The sequence below is a fragment of the Terrabacter sp. 2YAF2 genome, from assembly GCF_052114705.1.
Lineage (GTDB): Bacteria > Actinomycetota > Actinomycetes > Actinomycetales > Dermatophilaceae > Terrabacter.
On sequence record NZ_JBFRFG010000008.1, the window covers coordinates 76219 to 101473 of the forward strand.

The 25255-nt window shown below is 71.1% G+C and carries 23 protein-coding genes and 2 tRNA genes; 9 read left to right on the top strand and 16 right to left on the bottom strand.

Going from position 1 to position 25255, the window contains the following annotated elements; all coding sequences use genetic code 11:
• Positions 1-31 precede the first annotated feature (31 nt).
• Both AB4030_RS11665 and dcd read right to left on the bottom strand, forming a co-directional pair.
• Positions 32-730, bottom strand: a complete 699-nt coding sequence (locus AB4030_RS11665) for a serine aminopeptidase domain-containing protein (RefSeq protein WP_442279382.1) — start codon at positions 728-730, stop codon at positions 32-34.
• Positions 731-834: 104 nt separating this feature from the next.
• Complete coding sequence (gene dcd, locus AB4030_RS11670; RefSeq protein WP_442279383.1) at positions 835-1413, bottom strand: dCTP deaminase; 579 nt, start codon at positions 1411-1413, stop codon at positions 835-837.
• Between the two features lie 79 nt (positions 1414-1492).
• On the opposite strand from dcd, the gene AB4030_RS11675 reads away from it, so the two are divergent.
• The gene (locus AB4030_RS11675; protein ID WP_442279384.1) at positions 1493-3028 is read left to right on the top strand and encodes an AAA family ATPase; all 1536 of its coding nucleotides are present in this window, start codon (positions 1493-1495) and stop codon (positions 3026-3028) included.
• Positions 3029-3079: 51 nt separating this feature from the next.
• Here the strand turns inward: AB4030_RS11675 and AB4030_RS11680 are convergent, their stop codons facing one another.
• Together AB4030_RS11680 and AB4030_RS11685 are read right to left on the bottom strand one after the other, a co-directional pair.
• Complete coding sequence (locus AB4030_RS11680) at positions 3080-3937, bottom strand: SMP-30/gluconolactonase/LRE family protein (RefSeq protein WP_442279385.1); 858 nt, start codon at positions 3935-3937, stop codon at positions 3080-3082.
• Positions 3937-4368, bottom strand: coding sequence for a hypothetical protein (locus AB4030_RS11685; RefSeq protein ID WP_442279386.1), 432 nt, complete (start codon positions 4366-4368; stop codon positions 3937-3939). Before AB4030_RS11685 ends, AB4030_RS11680 begins: the two co-directional genes overlap by 1 nt.
• 106 nt (positions 4369-4474) lie before the next feature.
• Between AB4030_RS11685 and AB4030_RS11690 the strand changes: the two genes are divergently transcribed.
• The 4 genes from AB4030_RS11690 (at position 4475) to AB4030_RS11705 (ending at position 7541) form a co-directional block, all read left to right on the top strand.
• Positions 4475-4545, top strand: a tRNA-Gly gene (locus tag AB4030_RS11690).
• Between the two features lie 282 nt (positions 4546-4827).
• Positions 4828-5325, top strand: coding sequence for an FBP domain-containing protein (locus AB4030_RS11695; protein WP_442279387.1), 498 nt, complete (start codon positions 4828-4830; stop codon positions 5323-5325).
• A 59-nt stretch (positions 5326-5384) separates the two neighbouring features.
• Positions 5385-5458 (top strand) — tRNA-Gly (locus tag AB4030_RS11700).
• A gap of 220 nt (positions 5459-5678) precedes the next feature.
• Positions 5679-7541: an acyl-CoA dehydrogenase gene (locus tag AB4030_RS11705; protein ID WP_442279388.1), complete on the top strand. Its 1863-nt coding sequence runs from the start codon at positions 5679-5681 to the stop codon at positions 7539-7541.
• A 92-nt stretch (positions 7542-7633) separates the two neighbouring features.
• Here the strand turns inward: AB4030_RS11705 and AB4030_RS11710 are convergent, their stop codons facing one another.
• From AB4030_RS11710 to AB4030_RS11725, 4 genes are read right to left on the bottom strand one after another with little or no spacing between them, the layout of a single operon-like run.
• Positions 7634-8734: an FtsX-like permease family protein gene (locus AB4030_RS11710; protein ID WP_442279389.1), complete on the bottom strand. Its 1101-nt coding sequence runs from the start codon at positions 8732-8734 to the stop codon at positions 7634-7636.
• Complete coding sequence (locus tag AB4030_RS11715) at positions 8727-9356, bottom strand: ABC transporter ATP-binding protein (protein ID WP_442279390.1); 630 nt, start codon at positions 9354-9356, stop codon at positions 8727-8729. The genes AB4030_RS11710 and AB4030_RS11715 overlap by 8 nt, the downstream gene beginning before the upstream one ends.
• The gene (locus AB4030_RS11720; RefSeq protein ID WP_442279391.1) at positions 9353-10720 is read right to left on the bottom strand and encodes a hypothetical protein; all 1368 of its coding nucleotides are present in this window, start codon (positions 10718-10720) and stop codon (positions 9353-9355) included. The genes AB4030_RS11715 and AB4030_RS11720 overlap by 4 nt, the downstream gene beginning before the upstream one ends.
• Positions 10717-11190 carry a hypothetical protein gene (locus tag AB4030_RS11725; protein ID WP_442279392.1) on the bottom strand — a complete coding sequence of 158 codons (474 nt, stop codon included), beginning with the start codon at positions 11188-11190 and terminating at the stop codon, positions 10717-10719. Before AB4030_RS11725 ends, AB4030_RS11720 begins: the two co-directional genes overlap by 4 nt.
• Positions 11191-11769: 579 nt before the next feature.
• Here AB4030_RS11725 and AB4030_RS11730 point away from each other — a divergent pair.
• Positions 11770-12753: a helix-turn-helix transcriptional regulator gene (locus tag AB4030_RS11730; protein WP_442279393.1), complete on the top strand. Its 984-nt coding sequence runs from the start codon at positions 11770-11772 to the stop codon at positions 12751-12753.
• Between the two features lie 75 nt (positions 12754-12828).
• On the opposite strand, the gene AB4030_RS11735 is transcribed toward AB4030_RS11730, so the two are convergent.
• From AB4030_RS11735 to AB4030_RS11765, 7 genes are all read right to left on the bottom strand, one after another.
• Positions 12829-13833 carry a GNAT family N-acetyltransferase gene (locus tag AB4030_RS11735; protein WP_442279394.1) on the bottom strand — a complete coding sequence of 335 codons (1005 nt, stop codon included), beginning with the start codon at positions 13831-13833 and terminating at the stop codon, positions 12829-12831.
• A gap of 140 nt (positions 13834-13973) precedes the next feature.
• On the bottom strand, positions 13974-15428 hold the full coding sequence (locus tag AB4030_RS11740) for an acyltransferase family protein (RefSeq protein ID WP_442279395.1): 1455 nt from the start codon (positions 15426-15428) through the stop codon (positions 13974-13976).
• A 115-nt stretch (positions 15429-15543) separates the two neighbouring features.
• Positions 15544-15837 (bottom strand): DUF6458 family protein, encoded by a 294-nt coding sequence (locus AB4030_RS11745; protein ID WP_442279396.1) that lies wholly within the window; start codon positions 15835-15837, stop codon positions 15544-15546.
• Between the two features lie 108 nt (positions 15838-15945).
• The gene (locus tag AB4030_RS11750; protein WP_442279397.1) at positions 15946-16824 is read right to left on the bottom strand and encodes a hypothetical protein; all 879 of its coding nucleotides are present in this window, start codon (positions 16822-16824) and stop codon (positions 15946-15948) included.
• A gap of 47 nt (positions 16825-16871) precedes the next feature.
• A complete protein-coding gene (locus AB4030_RS11755) occupies positions 16872-18746 on the bottom strand; it encodes an NHL domain-containing thioredoxin family protein (protein WP_442279398.1) in 1875 nt (624 codons plus the stop codon).
• A complete protein-coding gene (locus tag AB4030_RS11760) occupies positions 18743-19549 on the bottom strand; it encodes a carbon-nitrogen family hydrolase (RefSeq protein ID WP_442279399.1) in 807 nt (268 codons plus the stop codon). Before AB4030_RS11760 ends, AB4030_RS11755 begins: the two co-directional genes overlap by 4 nt.
• A 75-nt stretch (positions 19550-19624) precedes the next feature.
• A complete protein-coding gene (locus tag AB4030_RS11765) occupies positions 19625-21706 on the bottom strand; it encodes a cytochrome c oxidase assembly protein (RefSeq protein WP_442279400.1) in 2082 nt (693 codons plus the stop codon).
• 26 nt (positions 21707-21732) lie between these two features.
• Here AB4030_RS11765 and AB4030_RS11770 point away from each other — a divergent pair, with 26 nt between their 5' ends.
• A complete protein-coding gene (locus AB4030_RS11770) occupies positions 21733-22596 on the top strand; it encodes a maleylpyruvate isomerase family mycothiol-dependent enzyme (RefSeq protein ID WP_442279401.1) in 864 nt (287 codons plus the stop codon).
• 187 nt (positions 22597-22783) lie between these two features.
• Positions 22784-23572, top strand: a complete 789-nt coding sequence (locus AB4030_RS11775) for a sigma-70 family RNA polymerase sigma factor (protein WP_442279402.1) — start codon at positions 22784-22786, stop codon at positions 23570-23572.
• Between the two features lie 179 nt (positions 23573-23751).
• Here the strand turns inward: AB4030_RS11775 and AB4030_RS11780 are convergent, their stop codons facing one another.
• Positions 23752-24510, bottom strand: coding sequence for an ANTAR domain-containing protein (locus AB4030_RS11780; RefSeq protein ID WP_442279403.1), 759 nt, complete (start codon positions 24508-24510; stop codon positions 23752-23754).
• Between the two features lie 231 nt (positions 24511-24741).
• Here AB4030_RS11780 and AB4030_RS11785 point away from each other — a divergent pair, with 231 nt between their 5' ends.
• A complete protein-coding gene (locus AB4030_RS11785) occupies positions 24742-25254 on the top strand; it encodes a MarR family winged helix-turn-helix transcriptional regulator (RefSeq protein ID WP_442279404.1) in 513 nt (170 codons plus the stop codon).
• Position 25255 lies beyond the last annotated feature (1 nt).

Consider the following 25255-nt stretch of genomic DNA (forward strand, 5'->3'; position numbering starts at 1 on the left):
CCGACCGGGGAGCGTACCCCTCGACACGTCGTCAGATGTCGATGACGACTCCGCCGGAGTGCACGACCCGAGCCACGACCGCGCCGATGGGGCCGGACCGCGGCTCCCCTGTGCCGCCGAGCTCGCTCGCGAAGCTGGCCTGGACGACCTCCGTGACGAGTGCGGTCCAGACGCGGGCCCGCACGAGCATCGCGTGGTCCGCACGGGCGACACGGACGAGCGACGCGTCGAGCCCCTCCGCCTGCATCTGCTCGACCGCGGCGCGCGTCCGCGCGAGGGAGCAGATGACGTCGCGGTCGCCGTGGAGCAGCACGGTGCGCGTGCCGGCCCCGGGGCGCGGGTCGCCGGGCTCGACCCAGGGCGCCAGCCCCACGACGAGCCGCACGTCGGGGTCGTCCCCGACGAACATCGCCACCCGTCCGCCCATCGAGTGACCGACGAGCGCGATGGGAACGCCCGGGTATGCCGCCCGCACCTGTGCGAGCGCCCACCTGGCGTCCTCGACGGGCATCGCGTCGCCGTTCCAGCCGCGGACCCGGAACCGCAGCCGCGCGACGGCGAGCGGGCCCGGCACCTTCTTCAGTGCGCGAGCGAACGGGACGAGCCGCGCGACGTTGTGGGACCACGCACGGTTGAGCTCGTGGCCTTCGACGGCTCCGCCGTGCATGACGAGGGCGACGACGGTGGCATCTGCGGGCTGCGCGTCCCAGATGAGGGACGCGAGCGGCATTCCGGAGTGATCGCCACTGACGTTCGCCCGCTCGCCCGCAGTGCCGCTCCCCGGCTCCACGGGCGGCGCGTCGCCGGCAGCGCCGGCGGGTGCCTGTGGAGCGCTCACACCGGTGTGCGGTGGAAGTTGGCGAACGACCGGCTCGCCGTCGGGCCGCGCTGACCCTGGTAGTGCGAGCCGTACGCCGCTGAGCCATAGGGGTTCTCGGCCGGCGAGCTGAGCCGGAAGAAGCAGAGCTGGCCGACCTTCATGCCCGGGTAGAGCATGATCGGGAGGGTCGCGACGTTGGACAGCTCGAGGGTGACGTGGCCGGAGAATCCCGGGTCGACGAAGCCGGCCGTCGCGTGGGTCAGCAGGCCGAGCCGGCCGAGCGAGCTCTTCCCCTCGACCCGCGCAGCGAGGTCGTCGGGGAGCGTCACGGTCTCGAGCGTCGAGCCGAGGACGAACTCCCCCGGGTGCAGGACGAACCCGTCCTCCTCGGACGTGACCTCGACGAGCCGCGTCAGGTCGGGCTGCTCGGCCGCAGGGTCGATGTAGGGGTACTTGTGGTTGTCGAAGAGCCGGAAGAACTTGTCCAGCCGGACGTCGACGCTCGACGGTTGGACCATCTGCGGGTCCCACGGGTCGAGCACGACACGCTCGGCAGCGATCTCGGCCCGGATGTCCTTGTCGGAGAGCAGCACGGCACGAGGCTATAACGCCCCGCCGAATTCGCCCGGCGACTCCTGCCACGCGGACGTCGCGGCGCCCTATCGTCACGTCATGGACCCCTTGACGCCCGCCACCTCCTCGGACAACAACGGCGCAGGTCGCGGCGACGCGCTGCTCGCCGACTTCCACACCGTCCTGCGGCGGATCCTCGAGGAGCTGCCGGGCGCCGACGGCGGCCGACGGTTGTCCGAGGCCCTGCAGGAGCACCTCGGGGTGGAGCCGCACCTGCTCGCCGTCGTCGGGGCGCCGGTCCCGGCCCATCGGCTCGTCGACGCGGACATCGCCCTGTCCGAGGTCATGGCCGCCGACCCGGACGCCACGATCATCGGCATCGCCGGGGACGCCCGCCACCACATGTCGCTCGGCGACCTCGTGCAGCGCTTCCACGGGCCGGGGATGGCGGTCGGCCAGGTCGACTACGACCGGATGCCCACCGGGCCCGGCACGGACGACCAGCGGCAGGTCGTGACGTCCGGCATCCGGCTCTTCACCTTCGAGGGGCGTCCGGTCGCCGTCCGCCAGCAGGGCATGAACCGGCAGTTCGGCCGGGAGGCCGGCACCATCGAGGTCGTCGCCGAGGACCGCGAGCTCTCGGACGCCCTGATGGCCCGGGTGCAGGCGCTCATGGACGAGCGCAGCGTCATCCGGGGACAGGTGGTCACGTTCGGCTCGGACCCCTACGGCCCCGGCCTCGCCGGCGTGACCTTCATCGAACGCCCCACGGTCGACGCCGCCGCGGTCGTGCTGCCCGACGGCGTGCTCGGCCGGGTGGCGCGTCACGTCATCGGCATGGGCGAGCAGCGCGAGCGCCTCGTCGCCCACGGCCAGCACCTCAAGCGCGGCGTCCTGCTCTACGGTCCTCCCGGCACGGGCAAGACGCACACGGTGCGCCACCTGCTCTCTGCGACGCCGGGCACGACGGCGGTGCTGCTGAGCGGGGGTTCGCTGCGCTTCATCCACGACGCCGCCAAGGTCGCCCGCGCGCACCAGCCGGCCATCGTCGTGCTCGAAGACTGCGACCTCGTGGCCGAGGACCGGTCGTTCGCTCCGATGGGTGCCTCGCCGCTGCTCTTCGAGGTGCTCGACGCCCTCGACGGCCTCGACGCCGACGCAGACGTCGCCTTCATCCTCACGACGAACCGCGTCGAGGACCTCGAGGTCGCGCTGTCGCAGCGTCCGGGCAGGGTCGACCTCGCCGCCGAGATCCCGCTGCCCGACGCCGAGGGGCGCCGCGAGCTGCTCCGCCTCTACGGCGGCCACCTCTTCGGCGCCGAGGCGATCTCGGCCGCCGCCTCACGGGCCGAGGGGACGACCGCGTCGTTCGCCAAGGAGCTCGTGCGGCGCGCGGTCCTGGCCGCGGCGCTCAGCGACGAGCCGCCGTCGGACGAGCACCTCGGCCTCGCGCTCGACGAGCTGCTGTCGGACGCTCAGCGGCTCACCCGGAGCCTGCTGGGCGTGGGCTCGCGAGACGAGGATGCCCTCGACGGCGCCCGACCGGGTATGCCGTCCGGCCGGGTCCCGCGGGCCGCCCGCTCCGTCGCGGTCCTGGGGCCGTCCACCGACGGCGGGATGCCCGAGCCCAGCTGATCGCGGGACCCCGGCACACGGCATACGCCCTCGGTGGCCGTCGGCCGCTCGTCAGCCGGCGAAGGCGCGCACCGGAAGACCCGGCACGGCGACGCGGACGCGGAAGAGCGCGCCCGCCTCGGGCTCGGGGTCCTCGAGGTTCTCGCGGGACGTCGTGACGTAGAGGTCACGCAGGTCGTCGCCCCCGAACGTGCAGGCGGTGATGAGGCGCACGGGCAGCGTCACCTCGGCGAGCACCTCGCCCGACGGGGAGAAGCAGCGCACGCGTCCGGCTCCGTTGAGGGCGACCCAGACGTTGCCGGCGCTGTCGACGGTGAGCCCGTCGGGGTGGCCGACGTCGTGGGAGACGAAGGTCCGCCGGTTCACCAGCTCGCCGTCGACGACGTCGAAGACGTCCGTGCGGCCCGTGGGGGTGTCGTCGTAGTAGGCGAGCCGTCCGTCCGGCGAGAGGTCGATGCCGTTCGAGATCGTCACGCCGGGCAGGACGAGCGCGACGCTGCCGGCGGGGTCGACCCGGTAGAGGCGCGCACTGCCGGGCACCCGGTCGTAGCCCATCGTCCCCGCCCACAGGCGGCCCAGGCCGTCGACGCCGCCCTCGTTCATCCGCACGGACGGGTCGTCCCACAGGTCGAACCACGGGGTGGGGATTCCGTCCGCCTCGTCGGTGCGCGCCAGCCCGCGCTCGGTCGCGACCACCCACCCGCCGCTGGTGCGCGGCCGCAGGAAGGCGGCGACGTCGCCGACGTGCATCCGGTCGACGGCGCCGTCCTCGCGGAGGGACAGCACATCGCCGGCGAACATGTCGACCCACCGCAGGCCGCCCCACGTCGCCGACCAGACCGGGCCCTCGCCGTGGTAGCAGAGGGCGTCGGTGACCTGTTCGATCTCACCCTCCACGAGGTCGACCATCAGTCCCACCACACACCGACGTAGTGGTGCCCGTCGGGCACGGTCGGTCCGTCGACGAGCCAGTCCGCCTTTGCGGCCGGGCCGCCGCTCGACTCGGTGTCGGCATCGATCGTCATGGCGTCGACCTCTTCCGGCTCCAGCGTCGTGATGACGGCCACCCCACTCGCATAGGGCCATTCGTCGTGCGGGAAGTCCTGGAACTCCAGGACGTCGAGCTCGACCCGCACGTCGTGGACCTCCGGGTGCTCGCGCAGCTCGAGCAGCACTCGCCGCACCGTCTCGAGCGGCAGGTCCTCGGGTCGGTTCGGCGCGATGGACCACTCACAGTCGTTGCCGTCGAAGAACTGCTCGAGGGTCACGGCGACCTGCGCGCTGGCTCCCCCACGCTCGCGGACGTGCTCGACGAAGGCGGTCTGCTTGGCGAGATCCATGACGGTTTCGGCCCCTGGGGTCGTGGTCTTGGTACTGGCACGGCGTCGGCTACACTGGCGCCGCGTGCCGCTCACGGCCCCTTGCGGGGCACCTTCGGCGGCCCGTGCGAGCGTAGCTCAATGGTAGAGCGCCAGCTTCCCAAGCTGGATACGCGGGTTCGATTCCCGTCGCTCGCTCCGACCGATCCGATTCGACCCGTCACCCAACCGCAGGGCGGTCCCGGCCAGATCCGTGGCCCAAAGCCGTTGGCGACATCCCCGCAGTTAATGGGTGGACCCCCACGGCGCCCTGACGCATGATGGATGCCGCTCCGTCCGGGAGCGCGTCAGTTGTCGGCGGGGTGGCCCGCGGAGAGGTGGGTGGCCGTCATGGCCTGCTCAGCGGTCACGGTCCCGCGCCACCTCCCCCATCCTGGCTGACCGGGTCATCCGGTCCTGCCCGACTGACAGGTACTGACCGTGAAACCATTGACAGAGAACGAGATTCGCGCCTCCTTCGTCAACGCCTCCCGGCGTGAGGCCAAGCAGGCACCGCTCCCCAGACACCTCGAGACGCTCGGCGACCGCTGGGAGGAGCTCGACCTGCTCGGCTGGGTCGACAGCAGCAACCCCCAGCGGGCGTATGCCGTGGTCCCCGTCGACGACGAACCGGTCGGCTTCCTCCTGCGCACCGCCCAGCGCACGCGCAAGGCCAGCGCCATGTGCGCCTGGTGCGAGGACGCGTTCGCGACCAACGAGGTGTCACTCTTCGTCGCCAGGCGTGCCGGCGCCGCCGGTCGCGACGGCAACAGCCTCGGCACGCTCGTGCACGCCGACTTCAGCTGCTCGGCGCACGTCCGGCGGATGCCGAACGGCATGGAGGGCGGGCTCGACCCGCTGGCGCTCGTGGACCGGCGTGTCGCCGAGCTGCGAGCCCGGTCGTCGGCCTTCGCCCGCCGCGTTCGCGACGGATCGTAGGAGCGGCGCGGCGGATTTGGACGACGCACCCTGTCTGTTGCTACGGTGGGCGACGCCTCGCAGGCGTAGTTCAGTAGCAGAACAGCCTTCTTCCAGAAGGAAGACGTACGTGCAATTCGTGCCGCCTGCTCCAGATCAGAAGGGCCCGGTCACCACGACCGGGCCCTTCTGCTGTCCCCGGGGCGGCATGCGGCATACGTCCCCGGACGGACGGTGTGTCGCAACCGTGACCTTCCACCCTTGCGATCGTTACCCGTGAGTAGCATCATGGAAGTGACCGGCCAGTAACTTGGCGCGTCCGCCCCGACGAAGGCGCGGGCGCACGACGAGCGACAGAACGCGGAGGGTCCCGGATGGGCCACTACAAGAGCAACGTGCGCGACCTCGAGTTCAACCTCTTCGAGGTGTTCAACCGGCAGGACGTCCTCGGGCACGGCATCTACGCCGACGTCGACGTCGACGCCGCGAAGGACATCCTCCGCGAGGTGTCACGGCTCGCCGAGAACGAGCTCGCTGCGAGCCTTCTCGACAGCGACCGCAACCCGCCGGTCTACGACCCGACCAGCCAGACCGTGACGATGCCCGACTCGTTCAAGCGCTCGTTCAAGGCCTATGTCGACGGCGACTGGGGCAACCTCGACGTCCCGGCCGAGCTCGGCGGGATGGTCGTCCCGGCATCGCTGCGCTGGTCCGTCGCCGAGATGGTCTGCGGCGCCAACCCGGCCGTCCACATGTTCACGGCCAGCTACTCCTTCGCCAACCTCCTGTGGCACCTCGGCAACGACGACCAGAAGAAGCTCGCCAAGCACATCGTCGACAAGGCCTGGCACACGACGATGGTGCTGACCGAGCCGGACGCCGGCTCCGACGTCGGCGCCGGCCGCACCAAGGCGGTCCAGCAGCCCGACGGCACGTGGCACATCACCGGCGTCAAGCGCTTCATCACCTCGGCCGAGAGCGACCTGGTCGACAACGTCGTCCACTTCGTCCTCGCGCGCCCCGAGGGCGCCGGTCCGGGCACCAAGGGCCTGTCCCTCTTCATCGTCCCGAAGTTCCACGTCGACCTCGAGACCGGCGAGCTCGGCGAGCGCAACGGCGCCCACGTCACCAACGTCGAGCACAAGATGGGCCTCAAGGTCTCCACGACGTGCGAGGTGACGTTCGGCGAGCACGCACCTGCTGTCGGCACCCTGCTCGGCGACATCCACGACGGCATCGCGCAGATGTTCAAGGTCATCGAGAACGCCCGAATGTTCGTCGGCACCAAGGCGATCGCCACCCTGTCGACCGGCTACCTCAACGCGCTCGAGTACGCCAAGGAGCGCGTCCAGGGCGCCGACCTGACGCAGATGACCGACAAGTCGGCGCCGCGCGTGACCATCACCCACCACCCCGACGTCCGGCGCTCGCTCATGCTCCAGAAGGCGTATGCCGAGGGCCTGCGCGCGCTCGTCCTCTACACCGCGAGCCAGCAGGACGCGGTCAGCCAGGCCCAGTCCGGCAACCCGGCCGCCCCGCTCGAGCAGGGCTCGGCCGCCGAGATCGCCAACCGGATCAGCGACCTCATGCTCCCGCTCGTCAAGGGCCTCGGGTCCGAGCGCGCCTGGGTGCTGCTCGGCACGGAGTCGCTCCAGACCTACGGCGGTTCGGGCTTCCTGCAGGACTACCCGATCGAGCAGTACGTCCGTGACGCGAAGATCGACACGCTCTACGAAGGCACGACCGCCATCCAGGGCCTCGACTTCTTCTTCCGCAAGATCGTGCGGGACAAGGGCCAGGCCCTCCAGCTCGTCGCCGGCCAGATGCAGGAGTTCGCCAAGGACCTCGGCGGCTCGCTCGACAAGGAGCGCGAGCTGCTCGGCAAGGCCCTCGAGGACGTCCAGGGCATCGTCGGCCACATGATCGGCGACCTCGTCAAGAGCGACCCACGGATGGGGGGCGACGCCGCCAACCTCTACAAGGTCGGCCAGAACACGACGCGCCTGCTCCTCGCGGCCGGCGATCTCGTCGTCGGCTGGCTGCTGCTGCGCCAGGCCGAGGTCGCGCAGAAGGCCCTCGACGGCGGCGCCACCGGCAAGGACGCGGACTTCTACCGCGGCAAGGTCGCGGCAGCCTCCTTCTACGCCAAGAACGTCCTGCCGAAGCTCGCCGCCGAGCGCGCCATCGCCGAGGCCACCGACAACGACCTCATGGACGTGCCCGAGTCGGCATTCTGAGGCGTCCACAAGCGCCTGTACACGACGCAGCACAGCAGTGAGTCCCCGCCGGCCTTCGGTGGGGACTCACTGCTGTCGGCCACTGGACCGTGTCACTCTCCCCGGCGCCGCAGCAGTGAGGCGACGTCCGGAGCCAGGGCTCGCACCACGGGGAGGACGGTGAGGCAGACGAGCGCCAGGAGGAATCCGCCGCATGCGACAGCCACCGTCCAGGCGGACGGGGCGGCCACGCCGATGCCTGCCGCCGGGTCGACGAGGCTCGACGGGCCGCCGGAACGCATGAGCAGCCACGCCAGGACCGTGCCGAGCCCGATGCCGATCGGAGCCGAGGCGAGGGCCAGGATCGTCTGCTCGACTCCGACCATGCCAACCACTGCGCGTCGGGACCGGCCCCAGACCCGGAGGGTGACGAACTCCCCCAGCCTGGAGCGGACGCTCCACCGGGTGACCGATGCGAGCACGAAGAACGAGACGACGCCGAGGAGCAACGCGATGAGCCCGATGATGCCGGTGCTCTGTGAGGCGTCCATGGCCCCGGCCGCAGCAGCGGAGAGCGACTGCGCGACATACTTGTTCGGGAGTCGTCCGTCCTGCGTGGTGACGACGAGCTGGCTGGCGGCAGCTTGGTGCGGCAGCTCGCACGTCGTCAGCACCGTCGCGCCGTTGACGAGGGGATAGCTGCGGTCGATGATGCCCACGACGAGCGGCTCGACCGAGTGCCCGGCAGCCTGACCTCCGGCGTCGAGACCGACCGTCATCGGGGCGTCCAGCTGCGCCCCGGCGACGTCACGGCTGACCAGCGCCTCGCAGGCACCGGCTCGCGGGGTGCGTCCCTGCACGACAGGTACGTCGAGCACGGGCACATAGGTGCGCAGCTGCACCACGTCGTCCCCTGACGGTCCCTGAGCCGTCTCGACCGGCGTGACCGAGGTGACGCCCGGCTCGTGCCCGAGTGCGCCGATCTCGGCTGGACCCATCGGCTCGGACGCCCCGGCGATGCCCTCGACCAGGAAGGTCGACCGCCAGCTGGGGTCGTCGTACTGCGCCCGGAGGTTCGCACGGACGTCGTGCAGCGGCACGAGGAGCGCCACGAGGGCCGCCATGAGACTCGAGACGATGACGATCGTCGTCAGGGACGCGACCCGCCGGCCGGTGACGTTCGCCCAGGCGTTGCCGAGGGTCTGCTCACGCATCGGAGCCTCCCAGTCGTACGCGCACGGTGGCCCACTCGGCCCACGCAGGATCGTGGCTCGACACCACGACGGCTGCGCCCGTCTGCGACGCGTCGAGGAATGCCGCCATCACGGAGTCGCGCGCCGTCTCGTCCAGGCTCGAGGTCGGCTCGTCCGCGACGATGACGGCCGCGCCCTTCGCCAGCGCCCCGGCGGTGACGACCCGCTGCCGTTCGCCACCGGACAAAGAGCGCGGCTGCCGACCCTCGACCTCCACGCCCCAGCCCGAGAGCCGTGCGACGGCGTCGGGACAACGGTCTTCGCCCGCCATCGTCGCGAGGTTGCGCCGGACCGACCAGTGCTCGACGAGCTGGGCATCCTGCAGGACGAAGCCGACGTGCTGGCGACGGACCAGGTCGGCCTCACGAACGCTGCCCACGACCTGCCCTCCGATCGTGACGGTGCCGCTGACGGCTCGGGTGAGCGCGCCGACGACGTACAGGAGGGACGTCTTGCCCACCCCCGACGGACCGCTGATCCAGACGCGCGAGCCGGGATCCACGTCCAGGTCGATCGGGCGTCGCCGGGTGTCGCCGTGGGCAGCGCTGACACCCCTCAGCGCGACGGCTGGGGCTGTGGTCATCGGGGTCCCTGTCTGGTCGTGAACTCGTGGTAGAGGTCTGCGAGGAGAGACGCGCGGATGTCGCACGTGCCTCGCGTTGATATCAGCCAGGCAGCTCCCCCACAACCGGAGACGAGCTCCGGCGGGTCGGTCTTCTCACCGGCAGCGCTGAGCGCGGTCGCGCTCAGCTGGTCGAGGACCGGAGCGTCCTTGTCGGCCGCGTCCTTCGCGAGCGACACGATCTGCTTCACGTCCGCGCTGGTCAGCGTCACGGGCTTGCCGGTCAGCACGCGCTGCGTGATGGCCCACGAGGCCAACGCCGTGGCGCTGCCGCGGGCCGCCTGCTGCGTGAAGGCCATCGACACCAGCGAGAGGTCACCGGAGTCCCGGGCCGCCATGGCGATGAAGGGGTTGTAGGGCCCGTCAGGATCTGCCATCCGCAGTGGCCCCCCGCGGGCGGGCGAACTCTGACCGTGCAACAACGCCAGCCCGGCGCGAGCGAGCATCACGCGATCCGGCGCACCGCCCGTGTCCTCGCCGCGGACGGCCGTCTCCAGCTTCGCCGTGTCCAGACCTCGTCGATCCGGTCCGGCCAGGTGGAGCAGCGCCCACGTGGTGAGCAAGGTGCCCTGTGCCGGGGTCTCGTCGAAGTAGATGCCCTGCACCTGGCTCTCGTCGAGCGCGGCCTCGACCTTCTCGCGCAGTGCCGCTGCATCGATCCCCGACTCGCGCGCGATGACCGCTGCGGCCCACAGCTCGTCACTGTCGAGTGTGTTGCCGTCGGGTCCGGACAGGACGGCGTCCAGCTGCTCCCGCGTCACGGCCTTGCCGCAGGTGGCAGCTTGGAACAGCTCTGCGAGCGTCTTGCCCGGTCCGGAGCAGGCGGCGGGCCGGGCTTCGGGAAAGGCGCGGTCCACGTCGGCGAGGCGGCTCGACCGGGTGACCTGGAGAAAGGCCCGCACCGACCTGACCGTCGGGGCACAGGTGGCATCGAGCGACGCGGTGCGACAGAGGTCGCGCAGGCCGTCGAGCGCGTGGCGGACCCCCTCGGCGTCCTCTCGGTACGCCGCCCAGCGCAGCTGCAGACTCGCGCGTTCGACGGGGTCGGCGTCGGCCGCCAGGCTCTCGACCATCGCAGCCGCCGGCGCGTGCTTCGCCGGCACCCCGAGCAGGCGGGCTGCCCAGAGGCGGTCGAGCGTCACCTGGAGCGAGGGCCGATGGATCGTGGCGACGGGATCCGCCAGCAGGCCGTTGGCCCCCACGTACTGCGTCAGTGCCGAGGGCTTGCCGCCCCCGCCGACCTGCAGTGTGCAGGCGGCGGTGACGGCAAGCGCCAGGAGAAGCGGCACGACCCGGAAGGCCGTGCGTGAAGGGCGAAGACTCACCAAAGCCCGATCTTGGCGCACTTCGCGCTGACCGAGCCGTAACCGGCGGGCCCGTTGCCGGTGAGGCAGGCCTCGGTGGTGATGCCCACTGCGGTCCACGAGGGCCGAGCCTCGCCGCTCAGCTCGACGAGGTTGGACACGTACTTGGTCCAGCGCACCTGGCCGATGCTCGTCTGGTTGCCCGTGATGGTCGCGCTGGGCTGGTCCTTGGAGATGGTGACCGACGCCGAGATGCCGTTGGCGTAGATCTTCGTGGTGTTGGTGATGCTGTCCATGATCCTGCCGCCGTTGTTACGCAGCTGGACCTTCGTGTACCAGCTGCATGACGTGAGGTAGGTGTTGCACTCGTACGCCGACACGTACAGCTGGCCGTAGGGCACGTTCCAGTAGTTGTCCGACGATGCCGCCTGGGCCGACCCGCCCGTCCCGACGAGCAGGGCGGCTGTTGCCGCCGCTCCCCCGAGAACCATTCCGAGTCTCTTGACTCCAAACATGTGAAATCCCCTGTCGTCCAAGCCCTTTCGAGGGCTAGAGATGTGTAGACACGTCCCCGGGGTGGCGACGCAAGGCGAACGTATGGGTCTCCGGGAGGCCGCTTCAACGCTCCGGAACGTCCACCTCGGGCCATGTCCGGTTGCTGCCACGGCAGCCTCGAGGCGCGTCCACCTCCGGGCTCAGGACGGCCGGACGACGAAGGGCCACCACAGGACGAGGTCCGGCCAGGACCAGAGCAGGAGGCTCAGGCGCTTCCGACAGGTCGCTCTCGAGAGCCGACGTGTCAGCAGCGCGGGAGATCCGGTCGCGACGGATGTGGTGACGGGCGGAACAGGCATGGTCTATCTCCCTGCAGAGGGGCGGGGACGGGCGGCCTGCCCGTCGGGTCGAGCGTGGACGGAACGCAGGGACCTCGCACGGACAAACGCGGGCACAAAACGGACGTGGCCGGTTTCGGCCACGTCCGTGAGCGCCTTCCCTCCCAGACCTGTGCGCGGGGGCCGTCGTACGGCTATTCTCGCCCGCGAACAGGATCAGTCAGGGGAAGGATCCGCATGCTCGAGATGTTCGGGGTGCCCGCCACGACGGAGGCCGTGTACCGGGTCATGCTCGACAAGCCGACGGCCGATCTGGACGAGCTGGCTGCTCACGTCGGGCTGTCCGCGGAGGCGGCCCGCGCCGAGCTGACGGTCCTCGCGGAGCTCATGCTGGTCAACGCCGGCCCGGGCGGCGGTCCCTACTTCGCCATTCCGCCCGAGCAGGCCCTCGAGGTGCTGCTCGCCGCGGAGGAGGCGCGGATCTCCGAGTGCCAGCGCAGGGTGGGCCGGGCCAGAGAGGACCTCGGCGAGCTCGTCGAGGCCTTCGTCGCCAGCCGGAGCCTGCGCGACTCGGGCGGGTTCGTCGAGCAGATCGACGACCCTGCGGTCGTCACGTCCCGGCTCTTCCAGCTCGCTCGTTCGGGGACGCGCAAGGTCTCCTTCATGCTTCCCGGAGACGCCGTGCCCCCCGAGGCGATCGGGCCCTCCGCCCGGCTCGACAACGAGCTGCTCAGTCGAGGGATCCCGCTACGAGCGATCGTCTCGGACACGTCCCTGGAGTCCCGACACTGGCGCGACCACCTCACCGGTCAGGCCGGGCGCGGGGTGCAGGTCCGTTCCCATCCGGCACCCCCACAACGACTCGTCATCGTCGACGAGACCGTTGCGATCGTGTCGCGTGCGCAAGCCCCCGGTGCGCTCGTCATGATGGACCCCGACCTCGTCGCGCCCATCACGGCCTTGTTCGACGCGGTGTGGCACGCCTCCGCCCCGGTCCTGGCCGAACGGAGCCCGGCGGAGGGTGATGAGTTCAGTGATGCGCGAGTGCGACAGGTGGTCGCGCTCCTCGCGCAGGGACAGAAGGACGAAGCCATCGCTCGTCGTCTGCAGATCTCGGTACGCACTGTCCGACGTCTGGTGTCAGCGTCCTTGACCGCACTGCACGCGGAGAGCCGCTTCGAGGCGGGGGTCATCGCGGTACGCCGCGGCTGGGTGTCGTGACGGATCGCGGGCCCGATCACCGGCCGGCGCCTCGCCGGCGCCACGGTCGCGTGAGGTGTGCCGGGACTGGATGCCTCAGACGACGCGGTGGTAGGCGGGGCAGAGCTCTACGACGCGGAATCCGAGGTCCTCGTTGATCGAGACCATCCATGAGTTCGTGTCGTCGTTGCCGGTGACCACGCGCCGGCGCTCGGGGTGGTCGGCCTGCAGGCGCCGGAGGTTCTCGACCTTGACCGCCATCCCGAGCCGGTGGCCCCGGTGTTCGCGGTGCACGAGGGTGCCCCACTGCCAAGCCATTCCGGGGGCGCCGGACGGCAGCATGAGGTCGGTGTAGGCGACGACGTCACCCGTCGACCGGTGCACGGCGACGGTGGTCAGGCGCACCCGACCCTGCTGCCGGAAGACCTCTAGGTACTCCTCGTAGCGGGCCGGGGTCAGCGACTCCTCCTCGAACTCGATGTCGCCGGTCGGGGCGTCGACGGCGAGCTGGTTCATGACGGAGCAGAGCGACTTCTGCAGGTGCTCGGGCACTCCCCCGACGTGGGTCTCGAGACGATACGTGTCCTCCCAGAGCGGACGCGCGTGATCCGCGTGGCGATCGAGGAGGTCGTCCGCGACCGGCAGCTCGAGGTGTCGCATGATCTCGGTGTTGCTGAGGTGGAAGCCATGGCGCTCGGCGAACCGACGGTAGCCGTGGCCGTCAGAGTCGGGCGGGACGAGGAAGTCGACGATGGCCGAGGCGCGGCCCTCGTCACGGGCCCGGCCGAGCACCCGCTCGACAAGAGCCGTGCCGGCGCCACACCGGCGGTGGGGCGGGTCGACCTGGACGTCGAACCACGTCATCGAGGTGTTGTCCTCCATCGGCAGCCACAGCGTCGCGACGCCGACGAGCTCCCCGGCGAGGAAGGCGCCCCACATCTCCATCCGCTCGGCCTGGTCCACGTGACGCCACTCGACGAGCGTCTCGGCCAGCGACGGGGGCTCGTTCCATGGCCGCTCGTGTCCCTTGCTGGCACAGATGACCTCGTAGGCGCGGGTGCACTCCGAGTCGTCGTGCACGTCGATGAGCCTCGTCTCCATGCCTCGACGGTAGGGCCCGGCGTCCCCGCCGTGCCATCGGGTTTCCCGCCCCACCCGCAACACACCCGGCAATGGCCAACTCACACGGGTTGCAACCGCCGCCACCTGACGACAGCCGGGTGTGTTGCGGTCGGCGGGGGTCAGACGGCGGCGGGGGCTCGGTGCCGGGCGGGGCGGGTGGTGCGCAGGAGGAGCAGGCCGGCAGCAAGGACGGCGAACCCGACGATCGGGGTGACGTCGCCGACGAGGAAGAAGACGGGCCTGTTGCCGAGCACGTCCATCCCGACGATCGGGGTGACGTCGCCGACGAGGAAGAAGACGGGCCTGTTGCCGAGCACGTCCATCCCGACGATCGAGATGATGAGGATCCCGAAGAAGAGCACACCCGCCGACACCGCGGCGACCGGGTCGACCCAGCGGCGGCGCTCCTCGGGGACCGCCCCCGCCGCACGCGCCCCACGGTCGAAGCGCACGAAGACGACGACGAGAACACCGGTCACGAGAGCCAGCACCGCGAACAGCAGCGGCCGCGTCAGCCACCACGCCCACGACGCGACGGCCGGCTGGCTGATCCCCACGCTCCGCACCGCCAGCAGCACCGCCATGAGCCCGGTGAGGTGCCAGAGGAAGGCGGTCATGGCGAAGGGGCCGGCCACGACCACCGCCCGCCAGCCCCTCGGCCTGCCGAGCACGCGTGCCATGAGGGGCCGCAGCACCACGGCGAGTCCGCAGATGCCGACGCCCTGGGCGAGCAGGGCTGCCGTGGGGGGCGCCATGTTGGAGACGGCCTCGCCGGGCAACCCCACCATCGATGTCGGGTAGGGGCCGAACGTTATGGCCAGGCCCATCGCCCCGAAGCCGACGACGGCCATGACCCATCCGCGCCCAGTCGTGAGAAGGCCGTCGCGCCAAGCGAACCCGAGCTGGTGCAGGGCCAGCCACACGAGTGCGAAGTTGAGGTTGCCGACGAGCTCGGGGCCGCCTCCGAAACGGACGACGTCGACGATGCACGCCAGCGCGACGAGCACCCTGACGACACAAAGTCCCCAGCGCCGGTGCAGGTCGCGCATCACGGGGGCAAAGGCGCAGGCGCCGAGATAGATCCCGACGAACCACAGCAGCTGGGGCACCATGACGAGCGCGTCGCGCGCGAGCCGCCCCGCGTCACCCGGCCGCGAGGTGAGACCGGACAGGTCGGCGACGACGCCGAGGAGGACCCAGACTCCTAGGAAGACGAGGGTGGGGCGCAGGAGGCGCGCGGCCCGCGCCCGGAAGAACGCGGCATACCTGCCCGGACCGGCTGGCCGGCCCCGCTCGAGCGACCCGAGCGTGTGTGCGTGGGCGACCCCACCGACGAGGAAGAAGAGCGGCATGACCTGGAGCAGCCAGGTCAGCGGCTGGAGCGCCGGCACGACGGCGAGCGCGTTGGTGATCTGCCCGGCAGGGGTGATCGCGACCATGAGCCAGTGGCCGAGGATGACCACGAGCAGCGAGCCCACGCGGAGGGTGTCGACCCACCGATCACGGTCGGCAGGGGTCGCGGCGTGGATCTCGGACGCCGTGCGGGGCGCCGCGGCGGCGCGCGTCTGGCTCACGTCTCATCGAAGCACGAGCGGCGGCCCGAGCAGGTGAGTTCCCCTGCTCAGACCGCCGTCGAGTCGCTGGGTGGAGGGACCCGGCCTCAGCCGGGACGAGCCCGAGCCTCGCGACTCAGAGGGTCTCTTCGCGACGCTCCACACGCCGCTCGACGACGTCGTCGCCCTCGACGCGACGCTCGACGACATCAGGCGCACCACGGCGCTCGGTGACGACGGTGTGCTGCGTCCGGGCGCGCTGGGCGTTGAGCACGAGCGCGAGGATGATCGCGAGCGCACCGGCGACCATGAGGATGATGCCGATCGTGTTGCCTGTGCCGCTGCCCAGGTTGAGGACGCTGGAGTCGATGTTGGTGAAGTAGAAGATCGCTCCGACGACGAGCAGGAAGATCCCGAGTCCGATACCCATGCGCTCTCCTTGGCTGGGGTACGCCCTGAATGCGCACCTTTGCCACCCCATACCCGCCCATCGCAGAACGCCCACGCCCGACCGGTCGGCTGCCCTGGGCGACCGGGGTCAGTGGGAGCGCCGCCGCCCGACGGCGAGCGTGACCGAAGAGATGAGGAGCATGACGACGCCCACGCCGACCGCGATCGCGATCTCGTAGTAGAGGTTTCGCGCGGCGAGACCGTAGGCGGCGTCGGCGATGGTGCGCGCCACCTCCGGGTCGACGCGTCCCATCAGCGGCTCCCTCGCCATCATGACGACGAGCGCGAGCGCCAGTGCCGTCACGATCCAGCCGAGAGCCACGAGCGTCGTCGCCGTGYGCCAGCGCCGGGCCAGGGCGATGGACAGCAGTGCCAGAGCCGCGACGACCAGCGGCGCCCACGGCCCCCAGGCGCCGGCGATGCGGTATGCCTGTTGCGCGTTCTGCAGGTCGGCGGCCTTGACGAGGGGGATCGTCACGACCGGCGCCAGCGAGCCGGCATTCGGAACTCCGGCCTGCTCGAGGGTGGAGGTGAGCGCCGGGACGGGGATGGTGACGGCCACCGAGACCCGTCCCTGGTCGTCGAGCCGGGTGTCGGCACGGCCCTGCATGACATTGATGAACTGGGTGTGCACGGCACGGATGCCGTTCGTCCAGGCGTCCGCGACCTGAGGGCTGGCGACGAGAGCAGCGGCCTGGGCGCGGAGAGGCACCTCGAGCGCCTTCTCGATCGCGGGTTGCAGGTCGACGGCGCCGAGCACGCCCTGCACGAGACCGTCGGTGAGCGCCTCCTGGACCTGCGGCTTGGCGACGACGGGCCGCAGCTCCTCGACGAAGACATCGGTGCGGGTCAGCAGCACGGCGGCCCAGAACCCCACGAGCGACACGGGGAGCAGCACGATGGCCAGCAGCCCGCACACGGCCGAGAGGACGGAGCGGCCGCCACCACCAGATGCCTGTCGTGCCACGTCTGCCGCCTCGTCCGCTCGGTGTCGTCCGCGCCGGGTCGGGCGCGCTAGTCGCCCGCCTGCACCCCGCGGAGGTCGAGAGTCAGTGTGGCACCGGCGGTCGGGTCGAGGGCGACCGGGATCCCCCAGTCCTGCTGGAAGAGGTGACAGGCGGCATGCTCGGGCACCTCACCCGTCTCGGGGTCGCCGTCGCACGCGGCGGCCTGGACCGAGATGTGCAACGTGCCCGACCCGATCCCCTCGCGGAGCACGAGCGTCCGGGTCAGTCCCTCGGCCCGGCCGGCGCCCGAGACGAGCAGGGCGTCGGGGGTGGCGGACACGTCGAGCCGGGTCGGATCGCCCCAGCGGAAGTCGAGCTTCTGGCCGGCCGGCGGCACGAACGTGACCTCGAGGGCCACCTCGCCGGCAGGCAGCGCCGTCGGGGGTCGCTGGGTGCGGTGGGCGGGCCCGTCGACGCGCTGGGCGGCCTCGGGCAGGGCCACACGGGTCAGCCGGTGCGCTGCGGACTCGACGACGACGAGCCGCGTCCCTCCCGTCTCCTGGTCACGCTCGACGACGACGTCACTGGGCTCGGCGAGGCCCTGGGCGAGGGTCGTCACCTGATCCGTGGACGGGTCGAAGCGGCGGACGGCCCCGTTGTAGGTGTCGCTGACGGCGACGGAGCCGTCAGGCAGCTCGGTGACGCCGAGCGGGTGCTGGAGCAGCGCGTCCGCCGCGGCGCCGTCGCGGTGGCCGAAGTCGAACAGGCCGGTGCCGACGTGGGTCTCGACGACGAGGTCCCCCTCGGGCGTCGACGTCACCGAGCGCAGCGCGGAGGTCTCCGAGTCCGCGACCCAGACGCGGTCGCCCGAGGCGGAGGCTGCGAGCCCGGACGGTTGGGCGAACCAGGCCTCGCGGGCCGGGCCGTCGACGAGACCCTCGTTGGACGTGCCACCGATGACCTCGACCCGGCCCTGCTCGAGGGTGTCGCCGGGTGTCCACGCCCACAGCTGGTGGGTGCCGGCCATGGCGATGACGAGCCGGTCAGCGAGCCACGCGAGGTCCCACGGCGTCGACAGCGCCTGTTCGAGGGCAGGCCCCCCGCCCGTGCGCTCGCGCAGCTGTGCACCCGTGCCTGCCACGACGTGGATCGAGCCGTCGGAGAAGCGGATCCCCTTGAGCTGGTGGTTGACCGAGTCCGCGACGAGGAGGTCCACCCGGAGCCTCTCGGCGATCTCGGGCGTCGCGAGGAGCACACCCTGCGGCTCGTTGAACTGGCCCTCGCCGCCCCAGCGAGCCCGCTCGGTGAGCAGGTCCTCCTCGAGGTGCACGACCTGGTGGTTGGCCGTGTCGCTGACGACGAACGACCCGTCGGGAAGGGCGACCGCCTTGCCCGGGAAGCGCAGGGCCGTGTCGGGCGCCGGTGGCGGGACGTAGGGGTCGTCACCGGGCTGGAGCGTGCCCTTGGCCCCGTGCTCCTCGATGAGCTCGGCGACGAGCGAGGCCAGACCCGGGCCGTGGCCCTCCCCCGACATCGACGCGACGACGTAGCCCTCGGGGTCGATGACCACGAGCGTCGGCCAGGCGCGGGCGGCATACGCCTTCCACGTCACGAGCTCGGGGTCGTCGAGCACGGGGTGGTGGACGGCATACCGCTCGACGGCGGCCGCGAGCGCGTCGGCGTCGGCCTCGTGCTCGAACTTCGGCGAGTGCACGCCGATGATGGTCAGCGCGTCGGGGAACTGCGCCTCGACGGGGCGCAGCTCGTCGAGGACGTGGAGGCAGTTGACGCAGCAGAAGGTCCAGAAGTCGAGGACGACGACGCGTCCGCGCAGGTCGGCGAGCGACAGCGACCGGCCACCGGTGTTGAGCCAGCCACGTCCGACGAGCTCGGCCGCGCGGACCTTGACGCGCGAGCGCAGCGAGCCGGTGTCGGCCGTCACGAGAGCCTCCGGTCGGCCAGCACGGGGAAGATGCGGCGCCACTCGGGCGTCGCCGCCGTGTCGATGTCGATGCTCAGCACCTCCTCGTCAAGGCCCGCAGCGGCCAGAACCTTCCCGGTGGCGTCGACGACCTGGGAGTGACCGCCCATCTCGTGGCGCGCGTGCGTGCCGGCGGTGTTGCACTGGAGCACGACGCACTGGTCCTCGACCGCCCTCGCCTGCCCGAGCAGCGTCCAGTGGGCCACCCGCTTGCGGGGCCACGCAGCCGGGATGACGAAGACCTCGGCGCCCCGGTCGAGCAGGCGACGGTAGAGCTCGGGGAAGCGCAGGTCGTAGCAGGTCGACAGGCCGACGGGGACCGTGCCGCCGGCCGCGACGGGCACGTCGACGACGACTAGCTCATTCCCGGCGTCCATGAGGCTGGGCTCACCCTCGCCGAAGCCGAACCGGTGGATCTTGCGGTAGGTCGCGACGAGCTCACCCTCGGGCGAGAAGACGAGGCTCGTGTTCCACAGGCCTTGGCCGTCGGGCTCGACCGGGGCGGCCCGCTCGACGATCGAGCCGCCGTGCAGGGTGACGCCGGCGTCCCGCGCGGCGAGGGCCAGCGCCTGCGCGACGGGTCCGTCGACTGCCTCCGCGCGTTCGTTCCACGCCGTGTAGTCGAAGCCGCCCGCCGACCACAGCTCCGGCAGGACGACGAGGTCGTGACCGGCTTGGGCGCGCACGAGGTCGGTGACGCGGGTGGTGCGGTCGGCGACCGACTCGTCGTCGCCGTAGGCCAGCTGGATGAGCGCAACCTTCATGGCCCAACTCTCACATGCGCGGCGCCGACTGGTCAGGCCGCGTCCGGGTCAGCGGACCCCACAGGTCGAGTCGGGTCAGCGGGAGGGGTTGGCGTCGCGCTTCGCGAGAGCGGCGAGACGCTCGTTGTATGCCGTGAGCTCGGCATCGCCGTCCCGGTCGGCACGCCGGTCCTGCCGCACCGACTCCGCGCTGTCGGTGCGGAACCACTGCAGGGCGACCGTCAGTGCGAGCACGAGGCTCGGCAGCTCCCCGATGGCCCAGGCGACACCGCCGCCGTAGCGCTGGTCGGCCAGTGGCCCGCCGACCCACGGGATGGCGATGGTCGGGAAGAAGTCGCCCCCCAGCAGCATCGTGCCGCTGATCATCGCGACCCCGAAGAACGCGTGGAAGGCGATCGTGGCGAAGAGCACGACGAGGCGCAGCGCCGGGCTCCACCGCTTCGGACCGGGGTCGACCCCGACGAGCACCCAGGCGAAGAGGTAGCCGGCCACCACGAAGTGCGCGGTCATGAGCATGTGGCCCGTGTGCGTCTCCAGTGCCAGCTGGAACAGGCGTGTCCAGTAGAAGACCACGAGGCTCATGAAGAAGAAGGTGGCCGCGAAGATCGGGTTGCCGACGACGGCCAGGAGCCGGGAGTGGATCATCGCGAGGAGCATCTCGCGGGGGCCGAGAGTGCCGTCCCGGCGGGGCTTGATCGTGCGCAGCGCCAGCGTTACGGGCGCGCCGAGCACGAGGAAGATCGGCAGGACCATCGCCTCGAGCATGTGCAACGTCATGTGCCACGAGAAGGCGACGCGACCGTAGATGCCGAGGATGCCGTTGGTCGCATAGAGGAAGAGCAACCAGCCGACGACCCAGCTCAACGTGCGCAGCACGGGCCACGCGTCGCCACGCCGCCGCATCCGGACCACCCCGGCGACGTAGAGGCCGATGGCGAGCAGCCCCGTGGCGAGGAACAGCCACTCGACCCGCCACGCCGTGACCCAGTCCAGCGCGGTCGGTGCGGGCGGCGCAGGGTAGCCGGTCAGCGACAGGGCATTGCTCGGGTTGGCCACCGTCTCGGGCACGGGCGGCGCGCTGCGGGCCAGCGCCGTCGCGACACCGAAGGCGAGCCCCATCACGAGCGTCTCGACCACGGCGAGACGCACGAAGAGTCGGGTTCGCGCGCCGCGAGCGTCAGCGACACCGCCGGCGTCGGTGCTGTCCATGCGGTCGAGGGTCACCCGGCGGTGCACGACACCGGCGACACCGAGGGCCGAGAAGGCGACCACCTTGATGAGGATGAGGACGCCGTACGGCGTGGCGAGGTCGGACCACGACCCGAGTCGCGTCGTCGCCGACATGACGCCGGAGACGCCGAGGGTGACGAAGCACCAGAGGGCCACGGTCGAGTAGCGCCGGACCACGACGGGGAGGGACTCCCCGAGCGCGCCCCGCAGGACGATGAGGGCCAGCAGGCCGCCGACCCAGACGGCGGCGCTCAGCAGGTGCGCGGCCAGGGCGTTGACCGCGGTCTCGTGGTCGGCCGAGCCGCCGGCATGACCGGCGAGTCCGAGGACGAGCAGGCCGAGCGCCGAGAGGGCCGTCAGGGCAACGGCCACGGAGCGTGCCCGCGACACCGCGGCGACAGACGCCACGACGAACGCCGCGATGGTGCTGAGCAGGGCGACGCGCAGCGTCTCGATGGGCCACACCGACCCGGCGAGGTTGCTGGCGAACGACGGGTCACTGAGCGGCATACCAGCGGCGTCGGCGAACGTGAAGACGACGCCGACCGCTCCCGCGACCGCCCAGACGAAGGCTGCCGCGGTCGCGACGCGGAACGCCGCCGCGCGGCGTGGCTCGTCGGGGGCGGCGCTCTCCGCACGGGTGCGGCCCGGGATCATCGTCGCGGCGAGCAGCAGGGAGCCGATCGTCAGCGAGGCCGCGACATCGTGGACGACGCGCACGAGCGGGAGCGCCCAGCGCACGACCGGGCCCGCGTCGGTGAGGCCACCGGCCATGGCGTCGGCCGCTCCGGTGTAGCGGGCGGCAATCACACTCGCAACGAGGCCGACGGTGACCACACCGGCCACCACCAGCGCCGCACCCGGTATGCCCGACGAAGTCGAGCCGGTGCCTGGACCGGTTCGGCCTTCTCGCGACAGGGTTGGCATGCCTCAAGGGTAAGTACTCTGAACACATGCCCATGCACCCGGCCGCCCCCGACGACCGCACCGGACTGATCGACGCGTTCGACCACTCCGTGAAGTCGATCATCGACCTCGGGTACTCCTGCCGCGACGAGGACTTCGAGATCCAGACCGAGTGCCCCGGTTGGACCGTCAAGGACCAGATCGCGCACGTCGTCGGCGCCGAGAAGTCCTTCGCCGGTCTGCCGCGACCGCGGGTCACGGTGCCCGACTACGCCCACGTCCGCAGCGACTTCGCGCGGTTCGTCGAGGTGGACGTGGAGGCACGGCGGGGCATCACCGGACGTGACATCGTGGCCGAGCTGGCGGAGTTCCACCCCCGTCGGGTGGCCGAGCTGCGTGCTTCCGACGCCGATGTCGACACCGTCATCGGCGGGTTCTTCGGGCCCGACACGACCTTCGGCCAGCACCTGCACCGCCGGATCGTCGACGCGTGGGTGCACGAGCAGGACATCCGCGCAGCCCTCGACCGGCCTGGGAACCTCGACTCCGCGAGCGCCGCGATCTTCACCGCCGACATCCTCGAGGCCCTCCCGCGCATCGCGTCCCGCGTCGCCGACATCGGCGCCGGACATGCCGTCGTGCTCGACGTGAGCGGTCCCGTCGTGGCCCGCGGCGGTGCGCGCATCGTCACCGGTGAGGACGGGCGTCCTTACGGCGAAGCACTTTTCAGCGGCAACGACCGCCCCCAGGGTGAGGAACAGCTCGACGTCACGTCCATCCACCTGACGACGGACGCGCTGACGCGGCGGGCGGCCGGGCGTCGCTCGGTGGACGAGATCCACTACACCGTGACGGGTGACGCGGAGATCGCCCGGAAGGTCCTCGAGTCTCTCGTCGTCGTCACGCACTGAGCTCTGCCAGCTGCCCGCCGCGCGTCCCGTCGGGGCGGATCACGGGAGCGGGATCGGACGGCTTATACACCTCAAAGACGTCACACGGGAGCTAAGTCCACCTTGTGTAAAGGGGACAGACGGCCTAGCGTCGTGAGTAGACGGTCAAGCCAGCGCCGCATCGGGGATCCGATCCATCGGAGTTGAAATGACCGACCCGTCCATGGGTCCGCGCAAGGATGCGCGTACCAGAGAGCTCATCCACACCCTTCGCAGCTCGGACTCGGAGTCCGAGCGCAGCGACGCTCTAGAGGCCGTGGCGAAGCTGCACATGCCGCTCGCACGCTCCCTCGCCCATCGTTACTCCGGCAAGGGGCTCGACCGCGAGGACCTCGAGCAGGTGGCCTTCCTGGCCCTGCTCAAGGCCATCCAGCGGTTCGATATGACCAAGCCCACCGAGTTCGGCGCCTACGCCACACCGACCATCACCGGCGAGCTGCGTCGCCACTTCCGTGACCACGGATGGCTCGTCCGGCCCCCGCGGGAGCTGCAGGAGCGTCGACAGCTCGTCACCGACACCCGGTCGCGGCTCGAGCAGCGACTCGGCCACGACCCGGACGTCGGCGAGCTCGCCCGCGAGCTCGACATCCCGCTCGAGTCCGTCCGAGAGGCCCAGGTTGCGGCGACCAACCTGCGACCGGCCTCCCTCGACGCGACGACCGCCGACGGCGGCCGTCCCGTGCTCGACCTGCTCGACGCCCGCGGCGACTCCGGGTCCGACCCGGCGCTGGACGAGGGCATCGTCGTGCGCACCGCCCTGGAGCGGCTGTCCGCCCGTGATCAGCGGCTCGTGCAGCTGAGGTTCGCGGGTGACATGACCCAGGCGGAGATCGCCGAGTCCATGGGTCTGAGCGCGATGCAGGTCAGCCGCCTGCTCCGTCGCACCCTCGACGAGCTGCGCCGCCAGCTGTCATCCGAGGGCATGGCCTCCGCCTGACCCTCCCACCGTCGAGAGGCCACGTGTGGCCGCTGGACGAGAGTCGAAAGGCCACTTCTGGGGACCAGAAGTGGCCTTTCGACATGTCGGGGGCGGCCACACGTGGCCTCTCGACGGGTTGGCGTTGGTCGGGGCCTGTCGGGGCGGGTAGGGGCGGGGCGGGGCGGGGCTGGTCTCGGTCAGACCGGTGAGCTCGCCGCGCCTCTGGCGGCCCCGGCATCCGACGGCCCGAACTGGGACTCCTGACCGTCGATGATCTGCGAGGCGACCCGGGTGAGCTTCATGTTGAGCTCCTGCGACGTGCTGCGCAGCAGCTCGAACGCCTCCTGACCGCTGATGTGGTGCGCGGCCATGAGCAGTCCGACGGCCTTGCCGATCTCGCGGTTGCTCTGCAGGCCCTGGCGCAGGGTTGCCGCCTCCTCCCGCGCCCGGATCGCCATCAGGGCGACGGAGGCGAACGAGGCGATGACGGCCCCGACGTCAGCCGACCGGGACGTCAGGGCCCCAGGGGTGTCGGAGAAGACGTTGAGGGCACCGACCTTGTCTCCGTCGAGGAGCAGCCGGTAGCCGATGGCCGAGCGCACCGGCGTCTCCGCGACGATGCGCTCGGTGAAGCGCGGCCACGGGGTCGTGGCATCGGTGAGATCCGCGTCGTGCTGGTACGCCTCCGAGACGATGGCGTCGACGCAGGGGCCCTCGCCGACCTCGAGCTCGATCTGGTCGATCCGGCGGGCGATGTCGTCGGTGCTCGCGGCAGTGACGTAGCGGTCGCGGGTGCGCACGAGCAACGACGCCCGGTCGCAACCCGCGATGAGCTGGCGGGCGGACTCGACGAGTGACTGGTGGATCGACCCTGAGTCGGCGCCGGCGTAGATCAACGCCGACATCTGTCGGAACGTGTCGTTGACCGTCGGGTCGATCGGAACGTCGCTCGTCATGGCACTCCCTGCAGTCCGGCCCCTTCGCCCAGCACACTGCTGGACGGCCTGGGCGCGTCCGTCATCCTCGCACCTCCCCGCCGGCGTGAGTCCACAGACAACCACACCAGCCTCTCACGTGGCGACCCCTGCTCATCATTCTACAAAGGTTGTACACGCAAGTTGACGTCCACACGTTCCGGACAGATACTTGCATGCCGCAAGCAAGTAGTCGACACCCAGGAGCATCCCATGGCCGTCACCGAGGACCAGGCGAACTCCGTCTTCCTCGGGCTCCTGCGCGTGCAGAAGCTCCTCGTCGCGGCCAAGCACAGCGCGCCCCGCCTCGAGGACGGCGTCGACGTCACGGCATACCCCGTGCTCTTCGTCGTCGCGGGCGCTGGCACCGTCCGCATCTCCGAGCTCGCCACGACCCTGCACAACGACGCCTCGACCGTCAGCCGGCAGGTCAGCTCGCTCGTCAGCACCGGGCATCTCGAGAAGAGCGCCGACCCGAGCGACGGACGCGCCTGGGTCGTCTCCCTGACCGAGCACGGCAGCAACGCCGTCGCCCGCATCCAGGCGAGCCGAGCGGCGTGGTTCCAGGGGCTGCTCGCCGACTGGGACGGACCGGTGACCACGGAGTTCGTCACGCGGTTGGGCGAGCTCGGTGATGCGCTCGACGCCAACCTCCGGGCCCGGGGTGCACCGACGCCCCCCATGCCCTTCGACACCACCAGAGACCAGAAGCAGAAAGAGGACTGAC